The sequence below is a fragment of the Alkalibacterium sp. m-11 genome, from assembly GCF_054658155.1.
This window is the reverse complement of sequence record NZ_BAAGIR010000033.1, coordinates 1-20957: the sequence shown is the minus strand read 5'-3', so window position 1 is coordinate 20957 and position 20957 is coordinate 1. Positions and strand designations below refer to the sequence as shown.

Annotated in this window: 20 protein-coding genes; 15 read left to right on the top strand and 5 right to left on the bottom strand. The window is 38.1% G+C overall.

The window, feature by feature from the left end:
- Nucleotides 1–314 precede the first annotated feature (314 nt).
- The 13 genes from ACYQ2O_RS05355 (at nt 315) to ACYQ2O_RS05295 (ending at nt 12401) form a co-directional block, all read left to right on the top strand.
- Nucleotides 315–845 carry an immunoglobulin-like domain-containing protein gene (locus tag ACYQ2O_RS05355; RefSeq protein WP_459771007.1) on the top strand — a complete coding sequence of 177 codons (531 nt, stop codon included), beginning with the start codon at nt 315–317 and terminating at the stop codon, nt 843–845.
- A 735-nt stretch (nt 846–1580) separates the two neighbouring features.
- On the top strand, nt 1581–3434 hold the full coding sequence (locus ACYQ2O_RS05350; RefSeq protein WP_346024301.1) for a heavy metal translocating P-type ATPase: 1854 nt from the start codon (nt 1581–1583) through the stop codon (nt 3432–3434).
- A 193-nt stretch (nt 3435–3627) separates the two neighbouring features.
- A complete protein-coding gene (locus ACYQ2O_RS05345; RefSeq protein WP_029333960.1) occupies nt 3628–3861 on the top strand; it encodes a heavy-metal-associated domain-containing protein in 234 nt (77 codons plus the stop codon).
- Between the two features lie 33 nt (nt 3862–3894).
- The gene (locus ACYQ2O_RS05340) at nt 3895–4194 is read left to right on the top strand and encodes a hypothetical protein (RefSeq protein ID WP_026907429.1); all 300 of its coding nucleotides are present in this window, start codon (nt 3895–3897) and stop codon (nt 4192–4194) included.
- Nucleotides 4195–4260: 66 nt separating this feature from the next.
- A complete protein-coding gene (locus ACYQ2O_RS05335; protein WP_066189344.1) occupies nt 4261–4494 on the top strand; it encodes a heavy-metal-associated domain-containing protein in 234 nt (77 codons plus the stop codon).
- Nucleotides 4495–4558: 64 nt separating this feature from the next.
- Nucleotides 4559–5266 (top strand): Crp/Fnr family transcriptional regulator, encoded by a 708-nt coding sequence (locus ACYQ2O_RS05330; protein ID WP_346024302.1) that lies wholly within the window; start codon nt 4559–4561, stop codon nt 5264–5266.
- A gap of 141 nt (nt 5267–5407) precedes the next feature.
- Entirely contained in the window at nt 5408–6184 is a 777-nt protein-coding gene (locus ACYQ2O_RS05325) for a TMEM164 family acyltransferase (protein WP_459796146.1), read from the top strand.
- Between the two features lie 32 nt (nt 6185–6216).
- Nucleotides 6217–6699 carry an SRPBCC domain-containing protein gene (locus ACYQ2O_RS05320; protein WP_346024304.1) on the top strand — a complete coding sequence of 161 codons (483 nt, stop codon included), beginning with the start codon at nt 6217–6219 and terminating at the stop codon, nt 6697–6699.
- Nucleotides 6700–7053: 354 nt separating this feature from the next.
- Nucleotides 7054–7230 (top strand): LPXTG cell wall anchor domain-containing protein, encoded by a 177-nt coding sequence (locus ACYQ2O_RS05315; protein ID WP_346024305.1) that lies wholly within the window; start codon nt 7054–7056, stop codon nt 7228–7230.
- A 149-nt stretch (nt 7231–7379) separates the two neighbouring features.
- Entirely contained in the window at nt 7380–7949 is a 570-nt protein-coding gene (locus ACYQ2O_RS05310; protein WP_346024306.1) for a YdeI/OmpD-associated family protein, read from the top strand.
- A 277-nt stretch (nt 7950–8226) separates the two neighbouring features.
- Nucleotides 8227–8664 (top strand): LytTR family DNA-binding domain-containing protein, encoded by a 438-nt coding sequence (locus ACYQ2O_RS05305; protein WP_091482916.1) that lies wholly within the window; start codon nt 8227–8229, stop codon nt 8662–8664.
- An 820-nt stretch (nt 8665–9484) separates the two neighbouring features.
- Nucleotides 9485–11083, top strand: a complete 1599-nt coding sequence (locus tag ACYQ2O_RS05300) for a PTS transporter subunit EIIC (RefSeq protein ID WP_346024307.1) — start codon at nt 9485–9487, stop codon at nt 11081–11083.
- The gene (locus tag ACYQ2O_RS05295) at nt 11073–12401 is read left to right on the top strand and encodes a 6-phospho-alpha-glucosidase (protein ID WP_346024308.1); all 1329 of its coding nucleotides are present in this window, start codon (nt 11073–11075) and stop codon (nt 12399–12401) included. Before ACYQ2O_RS05300 ends, ACYQ2O_RS05295 begins: the two co-directional genes overlap by 11 nt.
- Before the next feature lie 43 nt (nt 12402–12444).
- On the opposite strand, the gene ACYQ2O_RS05290 is transcribed toward ACYQ2O_RS05295, so the two are convergent.
- Entirely contained in the window at nt 12445–13203 is a 759-nt protein-coding gene (locus ACYQ2O_RS05290) for a MurR/RpiR family transcriptional regulator (protein WP_346024309.1), read from the bottom strand.
- A 581-nt stretch (nt 13204–13784) separates the two neighbouring features.
- Here ACYQ2O_RS05290 and ACYQ2O_RS05285 point away from each other — a divergent pair.
- Complete coding sequence (locus ACYQ2O_RS05285; protein ID WP_428830601.1) at nt 13785–13916, top strand: IS3 family transposase; 132 nt, start codon at nt 13785–13787, stop codon at nt 13914–13916.
- A gap of 125 nt (nt 13917–14041) precedes the next feature.
- Here the strand turns inward: ACYQ2O_RS05285 and ACYQ2O_RS05280 are convergent, their stop codons facing one another.
- The gene (locus ACYQ2O_RS05280; RefSeq protein ID WP_346024310.1) at nt 14042–16105 is read right to left on the bottom strand and encodes a heavy metal translocating P-type ATPase; all 2064 of its coding nucleotides are present in this window, start codon (nt 16103–16105) and stop codon (nt 14042–14044) included.
- Nucleotides 16106–16629: 524 nt separating this feature from the next.
- Here ACYQ2O_RS05280 and ACYQ2O_RS05275 point away from each other — a divergent pair.
- Nucleotides 16630–17787, top strand: coding sequence for an NAD(P)-dependent malic enzyme (locus ACYQ2O_RS05275; protein ID WP_346024311.1), 1158 nt, complete (start codon nt 16630–16632; stop codon nt 17785–17787).
- 98 nt (nt 17788–17885) lie between these two features.
- On the opposite strand, the gene ACYQ2O_RS05270 is transcribed toward ACYQ2O_RS05275, so the two are convergent.
- From ACYQ2O_RS05270 to ACYQ2O_RS05260, 3 genes are all read right to left on the bottom strand, one after another.
- Nucleotides 17886–19415, bottom strand: a complete 1530-nt coding sequence (locus ACYQ2O_RS05270) for a putative bifunctional diguanylate cyclase/phosphodiesterase (protein ID WP_459796145.1) — start codon at nt 19413–19415, stop codon at nt 17886–17888.
- Nucleotides 19405–19788: a hypothetical protein gene (locus ACYQ2O_RS05265; RefSeq protein WP_459796144.1), complete on the bottom strand. Its 384-nt coding sequence runs from the start codon at nt 19786–19788 to the stop codon at nt 19405–19407. The genes ACYQ2O_RS05270 and ACYQ2O_RS05265 overlap by 11 nt, the downstream gene beginning before the upstream one ends.
- A gap of 397 nt (nt 19789–20185) precedes the next feature.
- A complete protein-coding gene (locus ACYQ2O_RS05260; protein WP_346024313.1) occupies nt 20186–20761 on the bottom strand; it encodes a helix-turn-helix domain-containing protein in 576 nt (191 codons plus the stop codon).
- Nucleotides 20762–20957: the final 196 nt, after the last annotated feature.

Here is a 20957-nt window from a genome sequence, read left to right as displayed (position 1 = left end):
CCCAAAATCTAAGTATTGATCCAGGCTTAAACGTATTATCGCTCCTCCTATGACGTTATCATAGAAGGAGCGATAATAAATTATAAGGGGTTTTTATCAAACTGTCCTTGACATGGGGTCCAGTTTATTCTATGAAAGGGACCTTGTTTATTCAGTTACGGGAGTTCGTGCATCAATTAAAAGAAGTGATTTGGGCAATGATGCGAATCTCTACGGTGCTTTATATCAACTGATGAATACGTAAAAAAGTTAGTGGCATTGTTATATCTCAAAACATTTTAGCGATGATTTATTGAAGAGAGCGGAGGATGAAAGTGAAATTAGTAATGTTGGTAATGAGTATCTTTCTTCTGGCTTCCTGTGCTACGGAGGAAGGAAGTGAAACAGATGATGGAAGCGAAGGGCGCGAGGGCAATTCTCTCAGTAGTTCTGATGCAAGGAGAGAAGTCGGTAAAATTGATAAAATAACTTTTGATCGGGATCATGAAGAGGAAGCTTATTCGCAGAAAGAAGATAGCGTTGACCTGGAGGCAATTCAATTTAATGTACGGGCAGAAAGAACTGAAGTGACCGAGCTGGTTCTTGAAATAACTGTGGAAGAAGGAGAAGAGCTGAGAATCGGAAGCACACATTTCCGACTGGAAGAGTTTACAGCTGGAGAGTGGGAACAGATAGAAGGGGTTCTTTATGGGGCAGAAGATGCAGAGACTATTATCACAGCTGAAGAGCCTTTTGAAAAGCGTTTCAGTGACCTTGACCAATACGACGCGGATTTTGATACAGGTGTTTACCGTATTGTAAATTCCGGATATGTCTTTCCATTTTACATATATTTATTGAGGTAGGTATCTCTAAGAAATAGAGGGTCCAGGAAAACTGAACAGCCAGACTTAAAGTCATGTCCATAAGGGCATGGCTTTTTCTGTCGACAACTCGTTAGAAAGGAACCGGATTTTGAACGGTCGATATTTATATAATTGTATGTATATGAAAAGGGTACATACAGGCAGCTACAAGAAAATAAAATAAGGTGAAAACTGCTTTGGATTAACCCTTTTAAAAAAAATATTGACGTTACTGATGAAACTTAAATTAAGGTTGAAATCAACCCTCTTCACTATTTTGAGACAAATCAGAGCGTTACAGTATGAACCGTTTGAGTGTTTCAAAGAATCGTTCGCCCCTGGTTAAGTGAAAGAGAGTGCAAATAGACTAATCGACAACTAAATAACCCCTAAAAATTTCTGGAAAAAGTCATCCCTTGCGCCAGCAATTGACTTTTTGGAAATTTTAATGAAAACTACTTGTGATTAAAGTGACAATGTATAAAAATCATTTATTCTAAGTTTTATGCAACACTAGTGATGTACAATATAATGATTTTTTTGATTGTATGTTCGATAATATATAAGAGTTATTCAGTTATTAAGTAAAACAGTTGGATTTGTTTTGCTGTTCTTTTATAATTTTACACTTTTACAATAGAACTTGATCCTAATCAATTTTTATTTCATAGAAACATCCTATACTAGAGTCATCAACAAGGAATACAAATGAAAATGAAATTGGAGGGAATCAACATGCAAAGATATATATTAAGTAAAAAGAATTCCATTACATTGATCAGTGCAATTTTGATTGCACTTGCATTCTTCGGACGATTTTCCTTAGACAACATGGCCATTTTCAATTGGTCGCTCATCATTGCATCTATTCTTGGTGTAGCACCAATTGCGATTCAAGCCTTTCAGGCATTAAAAGTAAAAGTTGTCAGTATTGATGTGTTAGTTACCATTGCAGTAATTGGGGCAGTATTGATTCAAAATTATGAGGAATCAGCCATCGTTACTTTCTTATTCTTATTTGGTTCTTACTTGGAGCAACGTACCTTGAACAAAACACGTTCTGCCATTAAAGAATTAACAGAGCTGGCACCAGAAAGTGCTTTAAAGCAAATGGAAAATGGAGAATTTGAAGAAGTTGATGTCGATGATGTAGATGAAGGTGACATTTTATTAGTCAAAACGGGTGCAAAAGTCCCCGTAGATGGAACCGTGTTAACAGGTGAAGGTCACATCAATGAAGCAAGTATTACCGGAGAGTCTGTTCCAGTAAGCAAAAGGGTCGATTCTGAAGTATTTGCGGGAACAATCTTAGAAAATGGAACGATGCAAATTCGATCTGACCGTGTAGGGGAAGATACAACATTTGGTAGAATTATCGAATTAGTGGAAGAAGCACAGGATTCCAAATCAGAAGCAGAGCGGTTTATTGATCGATTCTCAAAATACTATACACCAGCTGTTTTAGTCCTTGGTTTTATTGTTTGGCTATTCTCAAAAGATATTGAACTAGCTATCACGATTCTTGTTTTAGGATGTCCAGGTGCATTAGTTATCGGGGTTCCTGTATCCAACGTTGCCGGTATCGGAAACGGTGCACGTAATGGTGTCCTCTTAAAAGGTAGTGAAGTTATCAATGATTTTAGCAGAGTAGATACTATCGTTTTTGATAAAACGGGAACATTGACAGTAGGAAACCCCGAAGTTGCCGAAAAAGAATTTTACGGCAACAACACTGAAGAAATTCTAGGATACTTAGCAAGTGTGGAGCGCGAATCGGACCACCCACTAGCAAAAGCTGTCTTACAGGATATTGGCGAGACAACTTTCTATACTGTTGAAGAAACCGAAGTCGTTAAAGGTGGCGGAATTGTAGCAAAAATAGGTGTTCATCGTATAGCCGTTGGTAACGTAGCTTTAATGGAAAAGGAAAATGTGAAATTAAGCGAAAAAGCTAAAAAAGATGTCGAACGCTTTGAGAAATATGGGAATTCTCTTGTGTTAACTGCGGTCGACGGAGAATTAAACGTTCTGATGGGTATTCGGGATCAAATCCGTCCAGGTGTTAAAAAAGATCTTCAAAAACTGAAAAAACTAGGGGTCAAAAACCTTGTCGTTCTTTCTGGGGACAACCAAGGAACCGTAGATTTAGTTGCTCGAGAACTTGGGTTAACAGAAGCACATGGTCATATGCTTCCAGCAGGAAAATCCGCATATATTGAAAAAATGCAAGCAAAAGGCCAACTCATTGCCTTTGTCGGTGACGGAGTGAATGATAGTCCTTCATTAGCCTTAGCAGATATCGGAATCGCAATGGGAAGTGGAACAGATGTTGCAATTGAAACATCGGATGTCGTTTTAATGAATTCTGACTTTAGTCGTTTACCACACGCATTAGGCTTAACAAAAACAACTTCAAGAAACATGAAACAGAACATCACCATAGCAGTTGGTGTGGTATTAGTCTTACTTGCCAGCCTACTATTTAGTGAATGGATGAATATGTCAATCGGGATGTTGGTTCACGAAGCAAGTATCTTAGTAGTCATCTTGAATGGTATGAGATTGCTTCGATACCGTTTGAGAGGATAAATTTAATAGAAAGCGGTCTTGACGAATGATAAAGGGGAAGTATTCAGGTAGGAAGAACAAAATACTCCCCTACTTTTTTCTTAAAACTTGATTTGCGTCAATTTCATTTCGTTGAACCTCAGCTATACTTAAATTGTAAAGAAGAAGAGGGAAAACAAAAAAATCAAAGATAAGATGAAAGGAGAAATAATTCATGCAAAAAGCAGTTATTCAATTAGAAACATTATCTTGTCCATCTTGTATGCAAAAGATTGAAAATGCGGTGAAAGGATTAAACGGGGTTAATCATGATAGCTTAAAAGTATTATTTAATGCCAGTAAAGTAAAAGTAGATTTTGATTCAGAAACGATCACCATTAACGATATCGAAAAAGCCATTGAAGACTTAGGATATCCAGTCGTCAAATCAAAAGTAAAATCGGCCTAAGACCAAAAAACCACAAGAAAGAGGGAAATAATAATGTCTGAACAAACATTTAACGAAGTAATAACAAACCATTTTGAAAAACTGGATTTATACACTACTGCGATTACACGGGCCCATGGTAAGAACCATCCAGAAGCCTTTGAAGTACGTGAATTGTTTGAAACAATTAGTGGAAAAGTAAAAGACGCAGGTACGAACAAACCTGACTTAGATGCTGAATTTGCTCAATTACGAAAAATCACAGACAACTACACCATTCCTGGAGATGTATGTGAAACGTATGCAGGCACATTCGAGATGTTATCAGAAGTAGACAAAGCATATCAGGCTTAAAAGTAACCCAAAAACAAAAGAATAAATTGGTTTACGGTCGTTAAAAAATGAAGGGGGAAATGATTTATGCAAAAAGCAACGATTCAATTAGAAACCTTATCTTGCCCATCTTGTCTCCAAAAGATTGAAAATGCGGTGAAAGGAATAAACGGTGTGAATCAAGATAGCTTGAAAGTAATGTTCAATGCAAGTAAAGTAAAAGTAGATTTTGATTCAGAAGCAGTCGTTATTAACGATATCGAAGAGGCAATTGAAGACTTAGGATATCCTGTTGTCAAATCAAAGGTAAAACCTGCTTAATCGAGTGAATAGAAAGGAAGCCTAAGATGCCCTCTTAGGCTTATTATAAAAAGGAGAGGTTATTTTGGAAAAAAACCAATGTTGTCATCACCAACATGGACATGCAGAATGTATTCGTATTGTTCCCATTTTCAACCATCTGGAAGACTCACAAATGGATTTGATTGCGGAATCTGCCAAGACACTTCATCTACAAAAAGGGGAAATGTTATTCCGTGCAGGTGAGAAAGATGATACCTTATATATTATCAATTCAGGTAAGGCTCGGATTTACCGCTTATCGGATTCTGGAAAAGAACAACTTGTTCGCATTTTAAATCCCGGTGATTTTACAGGTGAAGTCGCCATTTTCCAACCTGGAAGTATTCATGAGAACTATGCGGAAGCACTACAAAATACATCCATTTGTTTAATTAAACGAGAGGATTTACAAAAGTATTTGGTGGAATATCCGCAAATCTCATTAAAAATACTGTCAGAAGTAACGATGCGTTTGAAGGATTCTGAAAAACAAACCACACAAGTAGCGATTGAAAATGTAGAAACCCGCATTATATCCTTTTTAGCTGAGAATGTTGAAAAGGGAAGTGGCAATAGTCCAACGATTATCTTACCAATGTCCAAAAAGGATTTAGCCTCGTATCTTGGTACCACACCAGAAACAATCAGCCGTAAATTTACTACTCTAGAAGAACTTGGATTGATTAAACAGTTACCGAAAAAGAAAATTAAAATAATGGATTTAGATCAATTGTTACTTCATACTGAATAAATATAAGAGAGTAGCGTGCTATCATCTAACGGGTTAAGTTCACTCGTAGGGATTTCTGCTTGCAGTATTACAGAAGGGGCTTGTAATGCGGGTGGAAGATTTTTATTTTTTTACTGGAGATGATGAGAGGATGTATACACTATGCAGATGCAGTTTGAAATGCGGAGCACGTTTCATTACTTTATGATCGTTTTTCCTTTCGCGCTCGCCATTACATTATATATATTCACTCGATACAAAGCATTTGCAGTAAAGAGACATGTTGCCATAGCGATGGGGATAATCCTGGTAGGCATATTAGCTACCAGACAAATTTATGTTTTCAGTACCGACGGCTTGGGTCCTGAGGTTTTCCCATTCCATATCTCTCACTTTGCCAACATCCTGCTGCTTATGGTTGCGATTAATCCTGCTCGTCGTGTGATTAGCACGATTGCCTGGTGCTTGGCTGTGCCTGCAGGTCTGGCAGCCATCATATTTGCCGACGCACTGGAAACATACAGTAATGTACTTAGCATTCGAGGATTTTCCTATATTTTTGGGCATATGCTGATTGTAGCGACGGGGCTATACCTGCTGTTAACAGAGATGATCCGGATCGATCGAAGAGCCCTTTTGAAAGCTTATGGGATTGTGGTGCCGCTGTATGTATTGTCAGTTATCGTAAATAACTGGTTCACTGATATTTTTAATGAACAAGCCAATTATTTATTTACGTATACACCGGGATCGGCAGCGCCTTTAGTCTACTTGCACAGCATCGGCTCTGATATCACAGTAGCTGGAATAACAGTCAATCCAGTCTACATTCTGTCACTTACCATTATAGGAGCGGTGGTCATGTTCCTGATGTATCTGCTGGCGAAGCTTTGGTATGTCAGTCAAGATTCCAACCTTCAGAGGAAACGGGCTAACTGAAAACAGAAGAATGTCGTAAAGGAGCGATTGAAATGCAGGAGCGATCATCAACTGGACGAATCGACACGGTTTCAAAGAATATTGCGTCTTCACCGCACACGCTTTATCAGGCCTTCATCGACCCGGATTCACTAATCAAGTGGCTTCCGCCTGAAGGGATGAGAGGGGAAGTCTCCCTATTCGAACCACATGCTGGCGGAAAGTATCGACTGATTCTCTATTATGAAAAGAAAGAACAGATTACAGGAAAAACGACTATAGATTCTGATGTTTCGGAAGGGACTTTCGTTGACGTCGTGCCGGATATGAAAATCGTCATGGCAGGCGCTTTCGATTCGGAAGACCCTGACTTTGAAGGGGTGATGACGATGACCTGGTACTTTGAAGAGAATCTGGAAGGAACCAAGATTACGGTCATTGCAGAAAATGTCCCGCTCGGAATCAACAAACAGGATCATATTGACGGACTGGGTTCTTCACTGGACAATCTGGAATACTTTGTAGAAACAAGGTAGCTGTGCTTTGTTAATATACTTTATAGGTATTCTCCCAATAGACCCGTACAAAACTATGTTCGTTAAGATTATAACCGATTGTTAAATGGATTAATGTAATATTTTCGAGATATAGAGCTTAAAGACGTACATTTACAAATTTTATACAATTAATTTACGTATTATTATGGAAATCTCTCCGCGGATTAGTTATGCTGTATAAGGTGTTGCATGTGTCATTACTTATTCTTAATGACTTGGCTGTAACCCAACTATATTTTAGGAGAGATGTCATGATTTTCAAAAGCAAAACTTTTGTACTTAGTTTATTATCTTCCAGCATACTATTTTCGGCTCCGCTGGTAGTTTCGGCTGATGAAGACAACAACACAGAAGAAGGATCTGAAGTCGTCACTGTTTCATCAGAAAGTTTCGATGACTGAACGGGAAAGACTTCCAGAAACAGCTACTGTTACCTGGACCGTTGGTTTAGTTGGACTGGGATCAATTGCAACAGGCACCGCAGCTCACTTTATTAAAAAGAAAAAATAGAAAAGAAACGTATCTGTTGTGAGAATCTCAGATGAATAATTTGGAAGAACTCCTTTTCGAAGGGGTTCTTTTTTACATCTATAGTGTATAATGACATGAAAAGTAATAGATGTGCATGCATTATTTTAAGGAAAAAGGAAGAATGCCCAATGGAAATTAACAACCTCATTGAAGCTAAAACAAGGCAAGAATTAAGGCAATGGCTTGAAAACAACGCGAAGACTGCAGACTTCTGCTGGGTGATAGTAAGCATGAAGGATCAGGAGGGTGTTATCCAATACCTTGATGCAGTAGAGGAAGCCATCTGTTTTGGCTGGATTGATAGCACGATGAAGAAAACTGCTGATAATCAGTTAGCTCAAAGGTTGTCCCCAAGAAAGAAGAGGAGTACTTGGACAGAGTTAAATAAAGAACGAGCAAGAAGGCTGATTAAGCTGGGTCTGATGAAAGAAGAAGGGCTGAACAGTCTTCCTGACATGCGACCAAAGTCGTTCACTATAGACAAAGAGATCAAAGCGCTTTTGAAAGCAGACGATCAGACATACCAGAACTTCATCAATTTTCCAGAATTATACAGGCGTATCAGACTGGATACGATACAAACTTATAAAAATCAGCCTGAATTGTATATCAAACGGTTGAATAAGTTTCTTGAACAGACGAAAGAAAATAAAATGTACGGACAATGGAATGATAATGGTCGATTGATCAACTACTAATTGCTAGTTATTGTCTCAATTATTTGATTTTTTAACCTGAAAAAATGAATCTGTGCACAAGCGACATGCTGAGAAAAAAGCGTCAAAATAAAATCGTTCCTATAGTTAATCGTCTCAGTGGTCAGTAAAAAGTTCAAGACATTCTCTAATGAGATTGTCTTGAACTTTTTACGTTAGTATTGCATTTCACTCTTCCATATGTGCATGTTGTCCAAAACTGGTTGAATCCTTCATAGAGACTATATACACTGAAATTACTACAAGAGAGGGTGAGAGGATGAAGCTAAACCTAACGGAGGACAGATCATTAAAAGAGGCGGTCATTGACATTACATACAACATGTTTGATCGACGCATACAGAAAATAGTAGATACGATCAACATGGGAAATGTGAAACTGGAAGGGGTATTGAAAGATAAGCAATATTACCTCGTAAGTCACGACGTCTGCTATTTTGAAAGCGTAGATGGGCGATCCTTCATATATACTGAAAGTGACGTGTACGAGTCTAAAGAAAAGTTATATGAACTGGAAGAAAAGCTTAAAGGGACATCCTTTGTCAAAATCAATAAACAGACGCTATTAAATATGGACTATCTGGCCAGTGTGGCACCGATGGAAAACTATAGACTGGAAGCAAGCCTGAAAAATGAAGAGAAGCTGATCATCAGCCGTCATTACATGAGGGAAGTAAAAAGGTATTTAAATATTTAGTGGAGGGATTATTTATGATTAAAAATTTCATTTCGAGTTATATGAACACCATGACTTTTGTATTTTCAGTAGTCGTGCTGTTGAACGCTGCTTTGGATTACTTCCAGATTATAAATATAGGTAATGTCAGTTTGTCAGTGCTGTTACTTGCAGTCATAATCATACTTCTATGTTTGGTCTCTTACGGCACAAGTTACCTAAGCGTTAAATCAGCAAGAGTGTATCACGTGATCAATTGTGGGTTCCAATTGATTATTTTTAATTTAGTAATTAGTTTATTTGGTACTTTTGATACTTCAGTAGCGGGTTTAATGATGAACACTGTGCTATTTATTGGAATCTACTACTTGAGCGTCCAGAGAAGAAAAAGAGAACTTAGACAACTGGCTCAGGAAATCAATCACCAGTTAGCTAAATAAATTGAAGGGCAACATCTACTGTTACTATAGTTGCTAAAAATAATACCCCAATAAAACGGATGTACCAGTATCTAGGCGCACACTGGTACATCCGTTTTTAGTTTTGCTATAAAGGTGGATCCCTGATAATGCACTCATTCTTATGTGCCGGGTGAATAAGCTACACATTATCAAGTAAGACTAGTTAAAAGTAGTTCAAGCCAAGTTTAAAAGCAAGGCTATTACAACCGCTAAACTCAGTTGCTCCAACACATTCAGTAAGAATAAACTAGTGTTGTACACAATATTGTGTACAATGACAATCAATGTAAACCACGCTCTTCCCTATTGTAAACGCTTAAACATTAAGTCTACAATAAGATTATCAAAAGACGGCATTACTTTTTAAGGAGGAGTTATACATGGCAAAAGATTTTTGGCAACGGTTGGGTAAATCATTAATGACCCCCATATCATTAATAGCCGCTGCGGGTATATTTCTAGGAATAGCTGCAGTGCTGCAAAATCCAAGTATCGTTGGAGAGACATTTATTAATATGACTGCAGTTCAAAGCGTCATTGGTATTATTCGGGCACTTGCAGGAGGAATATTCGGAAACTTGCCAATACTATTTGCAGTTTCCATATCGATTGGGCTGGCTCGAAAGGAAAAGACGACAGCGGCATTTGCAGGTGTGATTGGCTTCCTGTTATTCCATATCACCATTCAGTATCTTCTGCAGGCCAATGATATCACTGCAGCAACCTATTCAGTCGATGCTTTAATGGAAACGGGATTGACTGAGTTGCAAGCTATACAAACGGCTTCTCAATACGAATTAGTTCTAGGCATCTTTACATTGAGGATGAATGTTTTTGGAGGAATCATTGTTGGTATGCTTGTATCTTATCTTCATAACACCTTTCATACCATCGACTTACCGACATCAATCAGTTTCTTTGGAGGTAAACGATTTGTTCCAATCGTTACGACTGTCAGCATTCCTTTCCTGGCTATAGTGATGTACTTTGTGTGGCCTTTCTTTGGAGCCGCAATTGAAGGAGTCGGAAACATAATCGCTCAGGCGGGTTTACTGGGAACCTTCTTATTTGGATTCCTGGAACGATTACTTATTCCAACGGGTCTTCATCATATCCTGAATCAGCTGGTTCGCTTTACACCAATTGGTGGAGTTGCAGAAATAGACGGCAATCAAGTGGTTGGAGCATTGAATATCTTCAATACCTCTCTTGCTCAAGACTCACCAGATCTTGGAGTGATGGCAGAAGCTACTCGTTTTCTTGCGCAGGGTAAGATTCCTTTCATGATATTCGGCTTACCGGCCGCAGCTTTTGCGATGGTGAAGGTAGCTTATCAGGAAAAGAAGAAGGACGTCAAAGGGTTAATGTCAGCTTCTGGTTTAGCCAGCTTCACTACAGGAATTACTGAACCTATTGAATTCTCATTTATCTTTGTTTCCCCAATTTTGTTCATCTTCAATGCTTTCATGGCAGGGTTATCCTTCATGTTGATGGATGCTCTTGGAGTAGTCATCGGTAACGTACAAGGGGGCGTCATTGATCTGTTTGTGTTCGGTATCCTCCAGGGGACTGCCACAAACTGGTTCTGGGCAGTATTAGTAGGACTCATTTACGCACCAATCTATTACTTTGTATTTAAAATAGTCATTGAAAAAAGAAGAGTACTAACTCCAGGTAGAGATGTTAATGATGATGAAATGGATATCGAGACAGATTCTAAAGTTTCAGAAGATAAATTAGGAGACGCTATTGTCAATGCCCTTGGAGGTGCCGGTAATATTCAAAGCATCGATAACTGCTTCACTCGACTAAGACTTGTATTGGAAGATACCGGTAAAGTTGACGAAGCAGGGTTAAAGAAAACTGGAGCAGCAGGTATGGTCAAAATTGATGAAACGAATTATCAAGTGATCTATGGACCGAAAGTAGAGTCCATAGCACCCAAAGTGAAAGGAGCAGCAAATTATCATGAAGAATAAAAAAAGCAGAATCGTATTAGTAGGTGGAGGATCGACATGGTCTCCGGGTATCCTTAAGGCCATGACCACACACTTAAACGAATTTCCTATTAAAGAAATAAAGCTGTATGACATCGATGCAGAACGTCAGGAAGTTATTGGAGAGTTTGCCAAGATTCTCTTTAAGGAAGAAGCACCTGAAGTGAAGGTCAGTTATACGACTGATGAAGAAGAAGCATATCGTGATGTGGACTTTGTCTTCTGTCAGATGAGAACCGGCGGCTTTGATATGCGGGAAAAAGATGAAAAAATCCCTATGAAGTATGGGGTGATCGGTCAAGAAACATGTGGGCCAGGTGGATTTGCTTATGGCTTACGTTCCATTCGAGATATGGTTCAGATGGTCAATAGTGTAAGACAGTATTCACCGGATGCTTGGATTTTGAACTATACTAATCCGGCAGCTATAGTAGCGCTGGCTTTAGACAAGATTTTCCCGGAAGAAGAGCGTATTCTTAATATATGTGATCAGCCGGTCAATTTGCTCCGTTCGTTTGCAAGCTTGATCGATTACGATGCAGATAAACTGGAGCCGGTCTATTTCGGACTTAATCATTACGGATGGTTTACTCACCTATATGATGAGGATGGAAAAGATAGAATGCCTGAAATCAAGGATATCATCTTGAACGGAGGGTTCAGACCAGTAGATGCTGAGCAGCGTGATCAGTCCTGGCTGGACACTTATGCGATGGTCGAGGATATGCTGATCGACTTTCCAGATTATTTACCAAACACGTATCTCCAGTATTACTTGTATCCTGAGTATAAGTTCTCGAAATTAGATCCGAATCGTACACGTACCGATGAAGTAAGAGAAGGGCGAGAGAAAAAGGTCTTTGAAGAATGCAGACGCATTATTGAAAATGGGACAGCCAAAGATTCTACAGTCGTTCATAACGATGCACATGGGGACATGATGGTTGAAGTGGCTGGATCGATTTTCCATAATTTACGAAAAACCTATGTCGTTATGGTCAAAAATAATGGAATTGTTTCGAATCTTCCGGACGACAGCATGATTGAAGTAGCTGCCAGTCTAACTATTAATGGCCCTCAGCCCTATGCAGTTGGACCGATTGATACTTTCTACAAAGGCCTGATCGAGTCTCAACACGGTTATGAAAAGCTGACAGTTGAAGCCTATATGGAAGGGTCCTATACCAAAGCTCTTCAAGCACTCACACTCAACCGCACGGTAGTTGATGCGAAGAAAGCTAGACAAGTCCTGGATGCTTTAATAGAGGCTAATAAGGAGTATTGGCCTGAATTAAAATAAGTAAATGACAATAAAGACGGGTGGTATATGCACCCGTCCTTATTTATGTTATGGAAGTATCGAGATGGAGATACTGTTCAATGTATTTGTCGAACAAGTAATTTGTCAAATAATGAATAGAAAAACGGTCAGTCGCATCAAGTCCATTAATTTTTAAAGGGGAACTGAATCCATATAGTTGAAGATCAGTCAGGTTAGCCAATGCATTTGAAGAAAAGCCAGTAATACTTAAAGTTTTTGCACCAGCTATTTTTGCGCGGCTAGTGGCCGCATAAACATTCGACTGATGACGTCCGCTTATACTGATTGCAATGGCGAGATCTTTTTCGCTCATGATTTGAGCATTATGCTTCATTATGTGAGGATCAATAAATGTCTGGCTTTGTTTTCCGATGATTTTCAATCGTTCGCTGAACTCTTCGGCTGGGAAGCGTGATAAGCCGACTGCAAAAAATAGTATATTATCTGCTTCATGAATAGTCCGAGTCATCTTATGAATGGCTTCTTCATTTATAAGTTGTTTTGTTTTGATTATCATATTGTCCAAAGAATAGAGTTCCCCAAGAGACGTTTGAATAGCTAAGGCTGCTAAGAAATCATCCTTGAACTGCTGGTACCCAGAAAATTCTAATTTCTGCGTTAGTCGAACGATGGTAGTTGGAGAAGTGTAGAAGTGTCCAGCTACCTCCCGTATCGTAATATCATCGAGTTGTTCACCTTGATTTAATAAGTAGGTCAGTATTTCTTCCTCATTATCATTTAAGTTCTTACGGTGCTGTTCCAATTTATCGTAAAAGCCCATATGTACACCCCTTATTCTTTTCTCTAATCTTATCAAAGAAACGAGTAGAATAATTGAAAATAGTTAAACTATAAAAAAAATATAATTTGAACCAGAATGAAATTCAGTTTATTGAAGATAAAGTAAAACCAATGGAATAAAATATAAGCAAGACATTGTTGTATTCAACCAGCATCTATGGAATAGGTTAATATTTTAATGCAACACTAGTGATTGCAGGGTAAAAGTACATAACTCTGCGGAAGGAAAAACGCAATATAAAAAGCCATTGCAAGGCACCTGAAAATCCTCTAAAGGTAGAGTGCCTACACTTTAACTGGAGGTATGAAAGGTTTGCTCGCAATGACTGATATTAATACTATAAAAAATTGAAGGAATAATCACGATAAATCGATTGATCACATAAGAAAAGAAGTTGGAGTGAATTGGCGCACTGCTAAAAAATACGCTAATGGCAATAACTTTCCAAAGAAGAAAATAGAAAAAACAGGCATGATGTATGAAAAAAATGAGGAGGTATTTTAACCTTATGGCTTGCCGAAAGTAATCCGAATAGATAATATGTCAGTTACAAACCATTAGTGAGCTACAATCAACTTAAGAAACAAATTGAAGACTATATCAAGTATTATAATATCATCCGAACAAAACAAAAACTGGCCGGCTTAAGTCCAGTGGAATGCCGAACTCAAACCAGCCAGTTGGCTGCATAATATTAAACTCTAACTATTGGGTGTCAGCACCAACAGACTGTTTTCATTGTTCATTTTGTTTAAGAGCTGTTTTTTCCAGCCTTTACTTATGCCGTATTTTATACTAATGAAACTTTCAACACGTTCTAATCCAGTTTCAATAACATTGCATTTATCGCAACAATAATTGTACTTAATGACATCAAAACTGCCCCCATTGCTGGTGTTAGTAAGATATTCCACCCTGCCAATACTCCTGCTGCTAAAGGAATAGCAACAATATTATATCCTGCTCCCCACCATAAATTTTGAACCATTTTTCTGGAACTATTTTTCGCTAGAGAAAGAAAATGAAGAATATCTGCAGGATTACTTTTTACTAATATGGTGTCCGCGGATTCAATTGCCACATCTGTTCCTGCTCCAATAGCTAATCCAACGTTTGCTCGTACTAAACTCGGTGCGTCATTTACACCATCTCCTACCATCATAACTACATGTCCTTGATCTCTATATTCTTTTACTTTCTTTTCTTTATCTTCAGGCATCAATTGTGCATGAACTTCTTTAATTCCCAGTTCTCTAGCCACGGCATTCGCAACTTGTTTATTGTCTCCTGTTAACATTACTGGTTGAATTCCCTCGTTTATAAGTGTTTCAATAAGACCATAAGCTTCTGCTTTAATTTGATCTCCTTGAGCAACCAACCCAATAACTTGTTCATTTAAAATTAGAAAACTTACTGAATTTCCTTGGCTAGAGAGTTTTTCAAACTGCTCTTTATTATATTTTAATCTGTTTTTTTCTAAATATGACACACTGACTATTTTAAAGTGCTTATGATTAATTGTCCCTTCTAACCCCACACCTGAGAGTGTGTCCACATTTTCTGCTTCAGGTAAGCTAAGGTTAATCTCTTTTACTTTATTCAATATCCCAACAGATAACGGGTGACTTGAGTGTTCTTCTAATGCTCCAAATAAACTTAAGACATCTTCATCCGAATACTCATCTGAGTAAGAAATATATGTGTTTACTTCAAAATTACCTTCTGTTAATGTTCCAGTTTTATCCATTAAAACTTTATCCAATTTCTTCGCCACTTCTAAAGCTTGTCTATTTTTTATAAGTAAACCATTTTGTGCTCCTAAAGATGTTGTGCGAGCTGTAACAAGCGGAATAGCTAAACCTAGTGCATGAGGACAAGCAATGATTAATACTGTAACCATTCTTTCTAACGCAATATTCATATCTCCAGTTAGGGATAGCCAAACGATGAAAGCTCCAATTCCTGCAACCAATGCAACATAGAATAGCCATTTAGCTACTTTATCTGACATTGTCTCAGCTCTAGATTTTTCTTTCTGTGCATTACTTACTAATTCCATAACTTGAGATAGATAGCTTGATTCTCCTGTGGCAGTAACCTCAACTGTTATCGTTCCTGAGCCGTTGACAGATCCACCAATTACGGTATCATTTGTATTTTTTTCTACCTGCTTGGATTCTCCCGTGACCATTGATTCATTGACTGTTGTACTTCCTGAAACAACGATCCCATCTGTCGGAATCTTTTCACCAGCTTTTACTCGAACAAATTGACCTTCTTTTACCTCTTGTAAAGGAACTTCTTTTGTTTGTCCGTCATTATCAATAACTATTGCAGAACTAGGTAATAGTTCTGCCATTTTTTGTAAGGCATTTCCAGCATTACTGATTGCATTCATTTCAATCCAGTGTCCTAAAAGCATAATGACTATTAACGTTGCTAACTCCCAAAAGAAGTCCATCACATGGGTATCTGTTTGAAAAAATTCATTAACAACAAACGCATACATACTATAGATATAGGCTACTGTGATTCCAAGTGAAATCAAGGTCATCATAGCAGGGTTTTTACTACCTAACTCCATTTTTGCTCCTTTTAAAAATGGAAGTCCTCCATAAAAGAATAAGATAGTTGCTAAAATAGCTACAACCCATTCTGACCCAGTGAATGTAACTTGAAATGGTAATTCCATTCCCATCATAGGAGCAAATAATATAATCGGGATAGCTAAAATAAGGGAAACAAAAAATTTAATTTTTAAATTCCCCATGTGCATGGAATGATCCATTCCTCCATGATCATGGTGATCAGCGTGAGAAGAATGGTCATGATGAGTGTGGTCATGATGATTGTGCTCATGATGATTATGTTGATGTTTCATATTAACACTCCCCTTTCGTTTACATTTGTAATCGTTCATAGTTTATAGTTTACAATCGTAAACTATAAACGTCAAGAATATCGTCTTCTTTTATCAAATTACTTTAAAAAAATTAGTTTATTTTACTGATAACTGAATAATTTATGGCTCAACATTGATATATTCAATTAATCGTCTGGTAAAGCTATTCTATTCCCACCACATATCGTCTTATTCTCTTTATAGCCTAGGATAGTTTGGACAGTGTCAAGAAATGTTTAACAGTGTAAATAGGCTGTTTTTGTTCCTTGTTTTTGTTCGTCCAAGCTTATCAGCAATTTGTGGTGCGTATAAATCAAGAGTAAGATAAGTTTCTATCCAACCGAATTCTTCCATGGTAAGATGGGTATAGGACATGTGTGGTCACTCTCCTAATATTCCTGATTGTTAATTATGGAATGAGTGTACCGCAAATGGTCTTTTTAATCGAGTAGCTTGATTTTACAAGTTAAGTGATAAAACTAAAGAGCTAAAGGAGAACTAACATGTCTGACGTAAAAGAAAAAGCACTTCAAGTGAGTAAAGAAAAAGGTGGAAAGATCGAGATTAATTCCAAAGTTAAGATCGAGTCCATGGAAGATTTGGCTATAGCATACACACCAGGCGTTGCAGCTGTGAGTTCAGCTATAGCTGAAAATAAAGAAGACGTTTATACTTACACATCGAAACGTAATTTAGTGGCAGTGGTGACTGACGGATCTGCCGTACTTGGTCTGGGTAATATTGGTCCTGAAGCAGCTATCCCTGTAATGGAAGGGAAAGCAGCCTTATTCAAACGTTTTGCTGATGTGGATGCTGTGCCGATCTCTCTGGACACAAATGATGTAGAAGAAATTATCTCTCACGTCAAAGCGATTGCTCCATCTTTTGGGGGCATCAACTTAGAAGATATTAGTGCACCGAGATGTTTTGAAATAGAACGCAGATTGAAAGAATCATTAGATATCCCGGTATTCCATGATGATCAGCACGGGACAGCTATCGTTGTTCTGGCGGGGATATATAATGCTTTGAAATTAGCTGACAAAAAAATTGACGAAGTTAAAGTCGTCGTTAACGGTGGAGGAGCAGCAGGTGTCGCGATTTCCAAGCGTCTACTGACTGCAGGAGTAAAACGTATCCTGTTGGTAGACAAAGAAGGTATTGTATCTTCAGATAATCCGAATCTTGAAGAACGACATGAGGAAATAGCGTCAATGACTAACCAGGACAACATTAAAGGAGATCTACAGGAAGCTCTAAAAGATGCAGATGTTTTTGTTGGTGTATCCGCTCCTAATGTTCTTAAAAAAGAATGGATTAGTTCAATGAACGATAAGCCGATTATCTTTGCGATGGCGAATCCGGAACCAGAAATCAACCCTCAAGATGCCAAAGACGGGGGAGCATTCATTGTGGGAACGGGAAGAAGCGATTTTCCTAATCAGATCAATAATGTTCTGGCTTTTCCAGGGATTTTCAGAGGCGCTTTGGATGCTCGTGCCAGTAACATCACAGACGATATGCAGATTGCGGCAGCTAAAGGGATTGCCAGTGTAATTAGTGATGAGGAGCTATCAGTAGATAACATTATTCCAAACGTGTTTACGCCTGGGGTCGCTTCAATTGTTGCGGATAGTGTTAAACACGCAAAATCAGAATAAGCTTATCACTTTCCAGCATAGAATAATGCGAAGAAAAGGACCAGATTCAGCTTCAGAGGCTGAGTCCGGTCCTTTTTGTTTGTATTGTCAATCGTGTGTTAGGCACTCTGTTGCAGGAGTAGTTTTTCGATCTCAACAGCACTTTCGGGATGACTGTACTTGCATCCTTGACCATATTCACAGCCAGCCTTATTCAGGAAGGTAACTTGTTTAGTGGTTTCAACACCTTCTGCGATCACTTTACTATTTAAAGTATGCCCTAAACTAATTATCGTGTTGATGATCTGACCGTTATGCTCATTCTCCGGAACATCTTTCAAAAATGTTTCGTCAATTTTTATAGTATCAATAGGAACTGCATTCAGAACACTCAGTGACGAATAGCCCGTTCCGAAGTCGTCTATGGCTACTTCGATTCCCATATGTCTTAAGTGACGAATAGTCTTAGACGCCTTTTCAGTATTCTGCAGTACACTCTCAGGTATATCAAGGGTCAACATATCAGGTTTGAAATGATTGTTGCCCAAGGTAGTGTTTAGTTTTCTCGAAAAGAGAGGATCCTCAAATTGAGCAGTTGAAACATTAACTGATAATCTGAAATCAAGTCCCTTTTTATGCCATGCTTTCATTTGTTTAGTGGCTGTATCGATTACCCACAGTCCTATTTCACTCATGATACCCAGCCGCTCAGCCAGAGGGATGAATTCTGAAGGCTTAACTTTGCCAAGGTCAGGGTTGTCCCAATGGATGAAGGCTTCAACTCCAAAGATTTGACCAGTTTTCATATCAACTATTGGCTGATAATGCACTTCCAGCTCATTCAGTTCCATGGCTTTCTTCAAATGTTTCTCGACATTGTTTCTACGTACTTCAGCTTCTTCAAGATCAGGATTGGCAAAACGATAGGTGTTCTTGCCTTGTTCTTTGGCACGGTACATAGCTCTGTCAGCCTTGCCTATCAGGCCTTCGATTGTAGTATCGTCTTTAGGAAACATACTCACACCTATGCTTGCTGAAATAGTACTGTGCTCAACATTCAAATCGTAAGGGGTCTTGAATGTTTCGATAAGACCGTGGACGACATTGATAAACTGTTTATAAGACTGGTATCTCATGATTACTATGAATTCGTCACCACCATGTCGAAAGACCATACCTTTTTTTCCGACAAAGCTGTTAAGACGTTCACCGATCTGTACAAGCAGTCTATCACCGACATTATGCCCGTAGCTGTCATTAACAAACTTGAAATGATCCAGATCAAGAAACAGAACAGCCAGAGACTCTTTGTTTTCAGAGCACTTAGTCATTTCATCTTCCATGTGCTGCAGCAGTTTCTTTCTGTTTGGCAGTCCGGTCAGATAGTCATGGGTGGCATTATGATACAACTTTTCTTCCAGTTCTTTCCGATCAGTAATGTCATAGGCCACTCCGGTTAAATGAGTCACTTTATTTTTTTCATTAAAAATCGGTTTACCCCATGCATCAAGCCAGCGGATTTCTTCATTTCCATTTCTGAAACGGAATGCTCTGTTTGAGGGCAATCCAGATTTTAGTCGTGCATAATGTTCTTCAGCAATATGCATGTCTTCAGGGATTACACGGTCTTTCCATAACTCATAACTCATAATTCTTCATGAATTCATCTCTTGAGAAACCGTATACCTGTTCAAAACCTTGAGAGGGAAGGAATGTTTTTTCCGCAAAGTCGATGGTCCATAAATAAGCGTTGTTATTATCAAATAAGGAATTAAGCTCATTTTCCCTAAGAAGAAGTTTCTGTCGGCTTTCTTTGTATTTCTGGTTTATCTCATGTACACCATCTAATTGCCGGTACTGATAGAGTGTATAGACAAGCAGGATTAGAATGAGAATATGTAGGACTGCAGTGGTTAGAGTGTACGAAACACCATAATGATTCAAGACGTACGGGATCGCAAAGAAACCGATAAGGCAATAAGTGGCATAAATCAGTCCTCTTTTTAAATGTTTCGACGACATAAGCGAGTTATCTCCTTTTCCAGTTCATGTTAATACAGTAATCTCCTTTTAGTGTAAGTCAGGAAAATTAAATGCTAGAATAAATATATCAGACATGGAGAAGCTAAGCCAGTATTATCCCTAGTTTGAACTATTTAGCTTAATTCATACTTAGAAGGATATAATTGACTAAGCGACTTCAGAATAAGTAAGTAACAATACTAAATAAACTAAATTGTTAAATAATACATAGAAACAGATCAAGTTCAACCGTTATGGCTAGTCTTGATCTGTTTCTGTATGTAAATAAGTTGGAGTGGCTTAAAAAAGAGAGTGCACGGATATCATGAAGAAAAAGTAGCTTATTTTTTCAAGATTACATGCTTAAAAAGTACAAGAGTACGCAATTATTTTACACTTATGAATACCACATACCAATTCCCAAAAGTAACAGGAGAATAATGAATAGATAGTAGCCCACCCAAAGCATAAATATAAGCAGACAAATTTTTCTAAGTAAAGTACCAGGAGGAGCTAAAATATAAATCACAGAAAAAGGAATGCTAAATAACAGTGTAGCCAGCTGGAAAACACCAGTTGCAAAAGTCATGAAGAAGAGAGTATAGGCTAATCGCCTTTGCGTTGAAGCGCTAGTCACAAAGAGAATCCAAAACGAATCAACGAAAGGCTTTAAACCGGGTGAATCGTGAGGTTCTGTTGAGTGCTTATTATTTTGTGTGACTTCTTTATCAAGGTTTGAGGCATCAAATGTTTGCTTATCCAAATCTTCGATGCCAAAGTCTTCTTTCAGAAGCCAGTCATAGGATACTTCAAACAATTCACTAATTAATTCTAAATTGTATGGATCGGGTCTGGTTACATTATTTTCCCATCTTGATATGGTCTGCCGCTCAATCAGCAGTTCTTTTGCCATATCATTTTGAGAATAGCCTTTAGTTTTTCTAAGGTATTTGATTTTCTCGGACAGAAGCATCCCGGCACCTCACAAATATAGTTTAATTAAATGTAGCATATAACAGTATTAGTATCTATATTAATCTATACTCAAGTTTCGCACCCCTAAGAACTCCGTTCTATCCTTTACATTATAAGGATTATTTAGATTAATCAGCTTAAAGGTAAAGAAAAAGACAGCTCTCTTTGGTAAAATGTGAGTACCACTACCAACA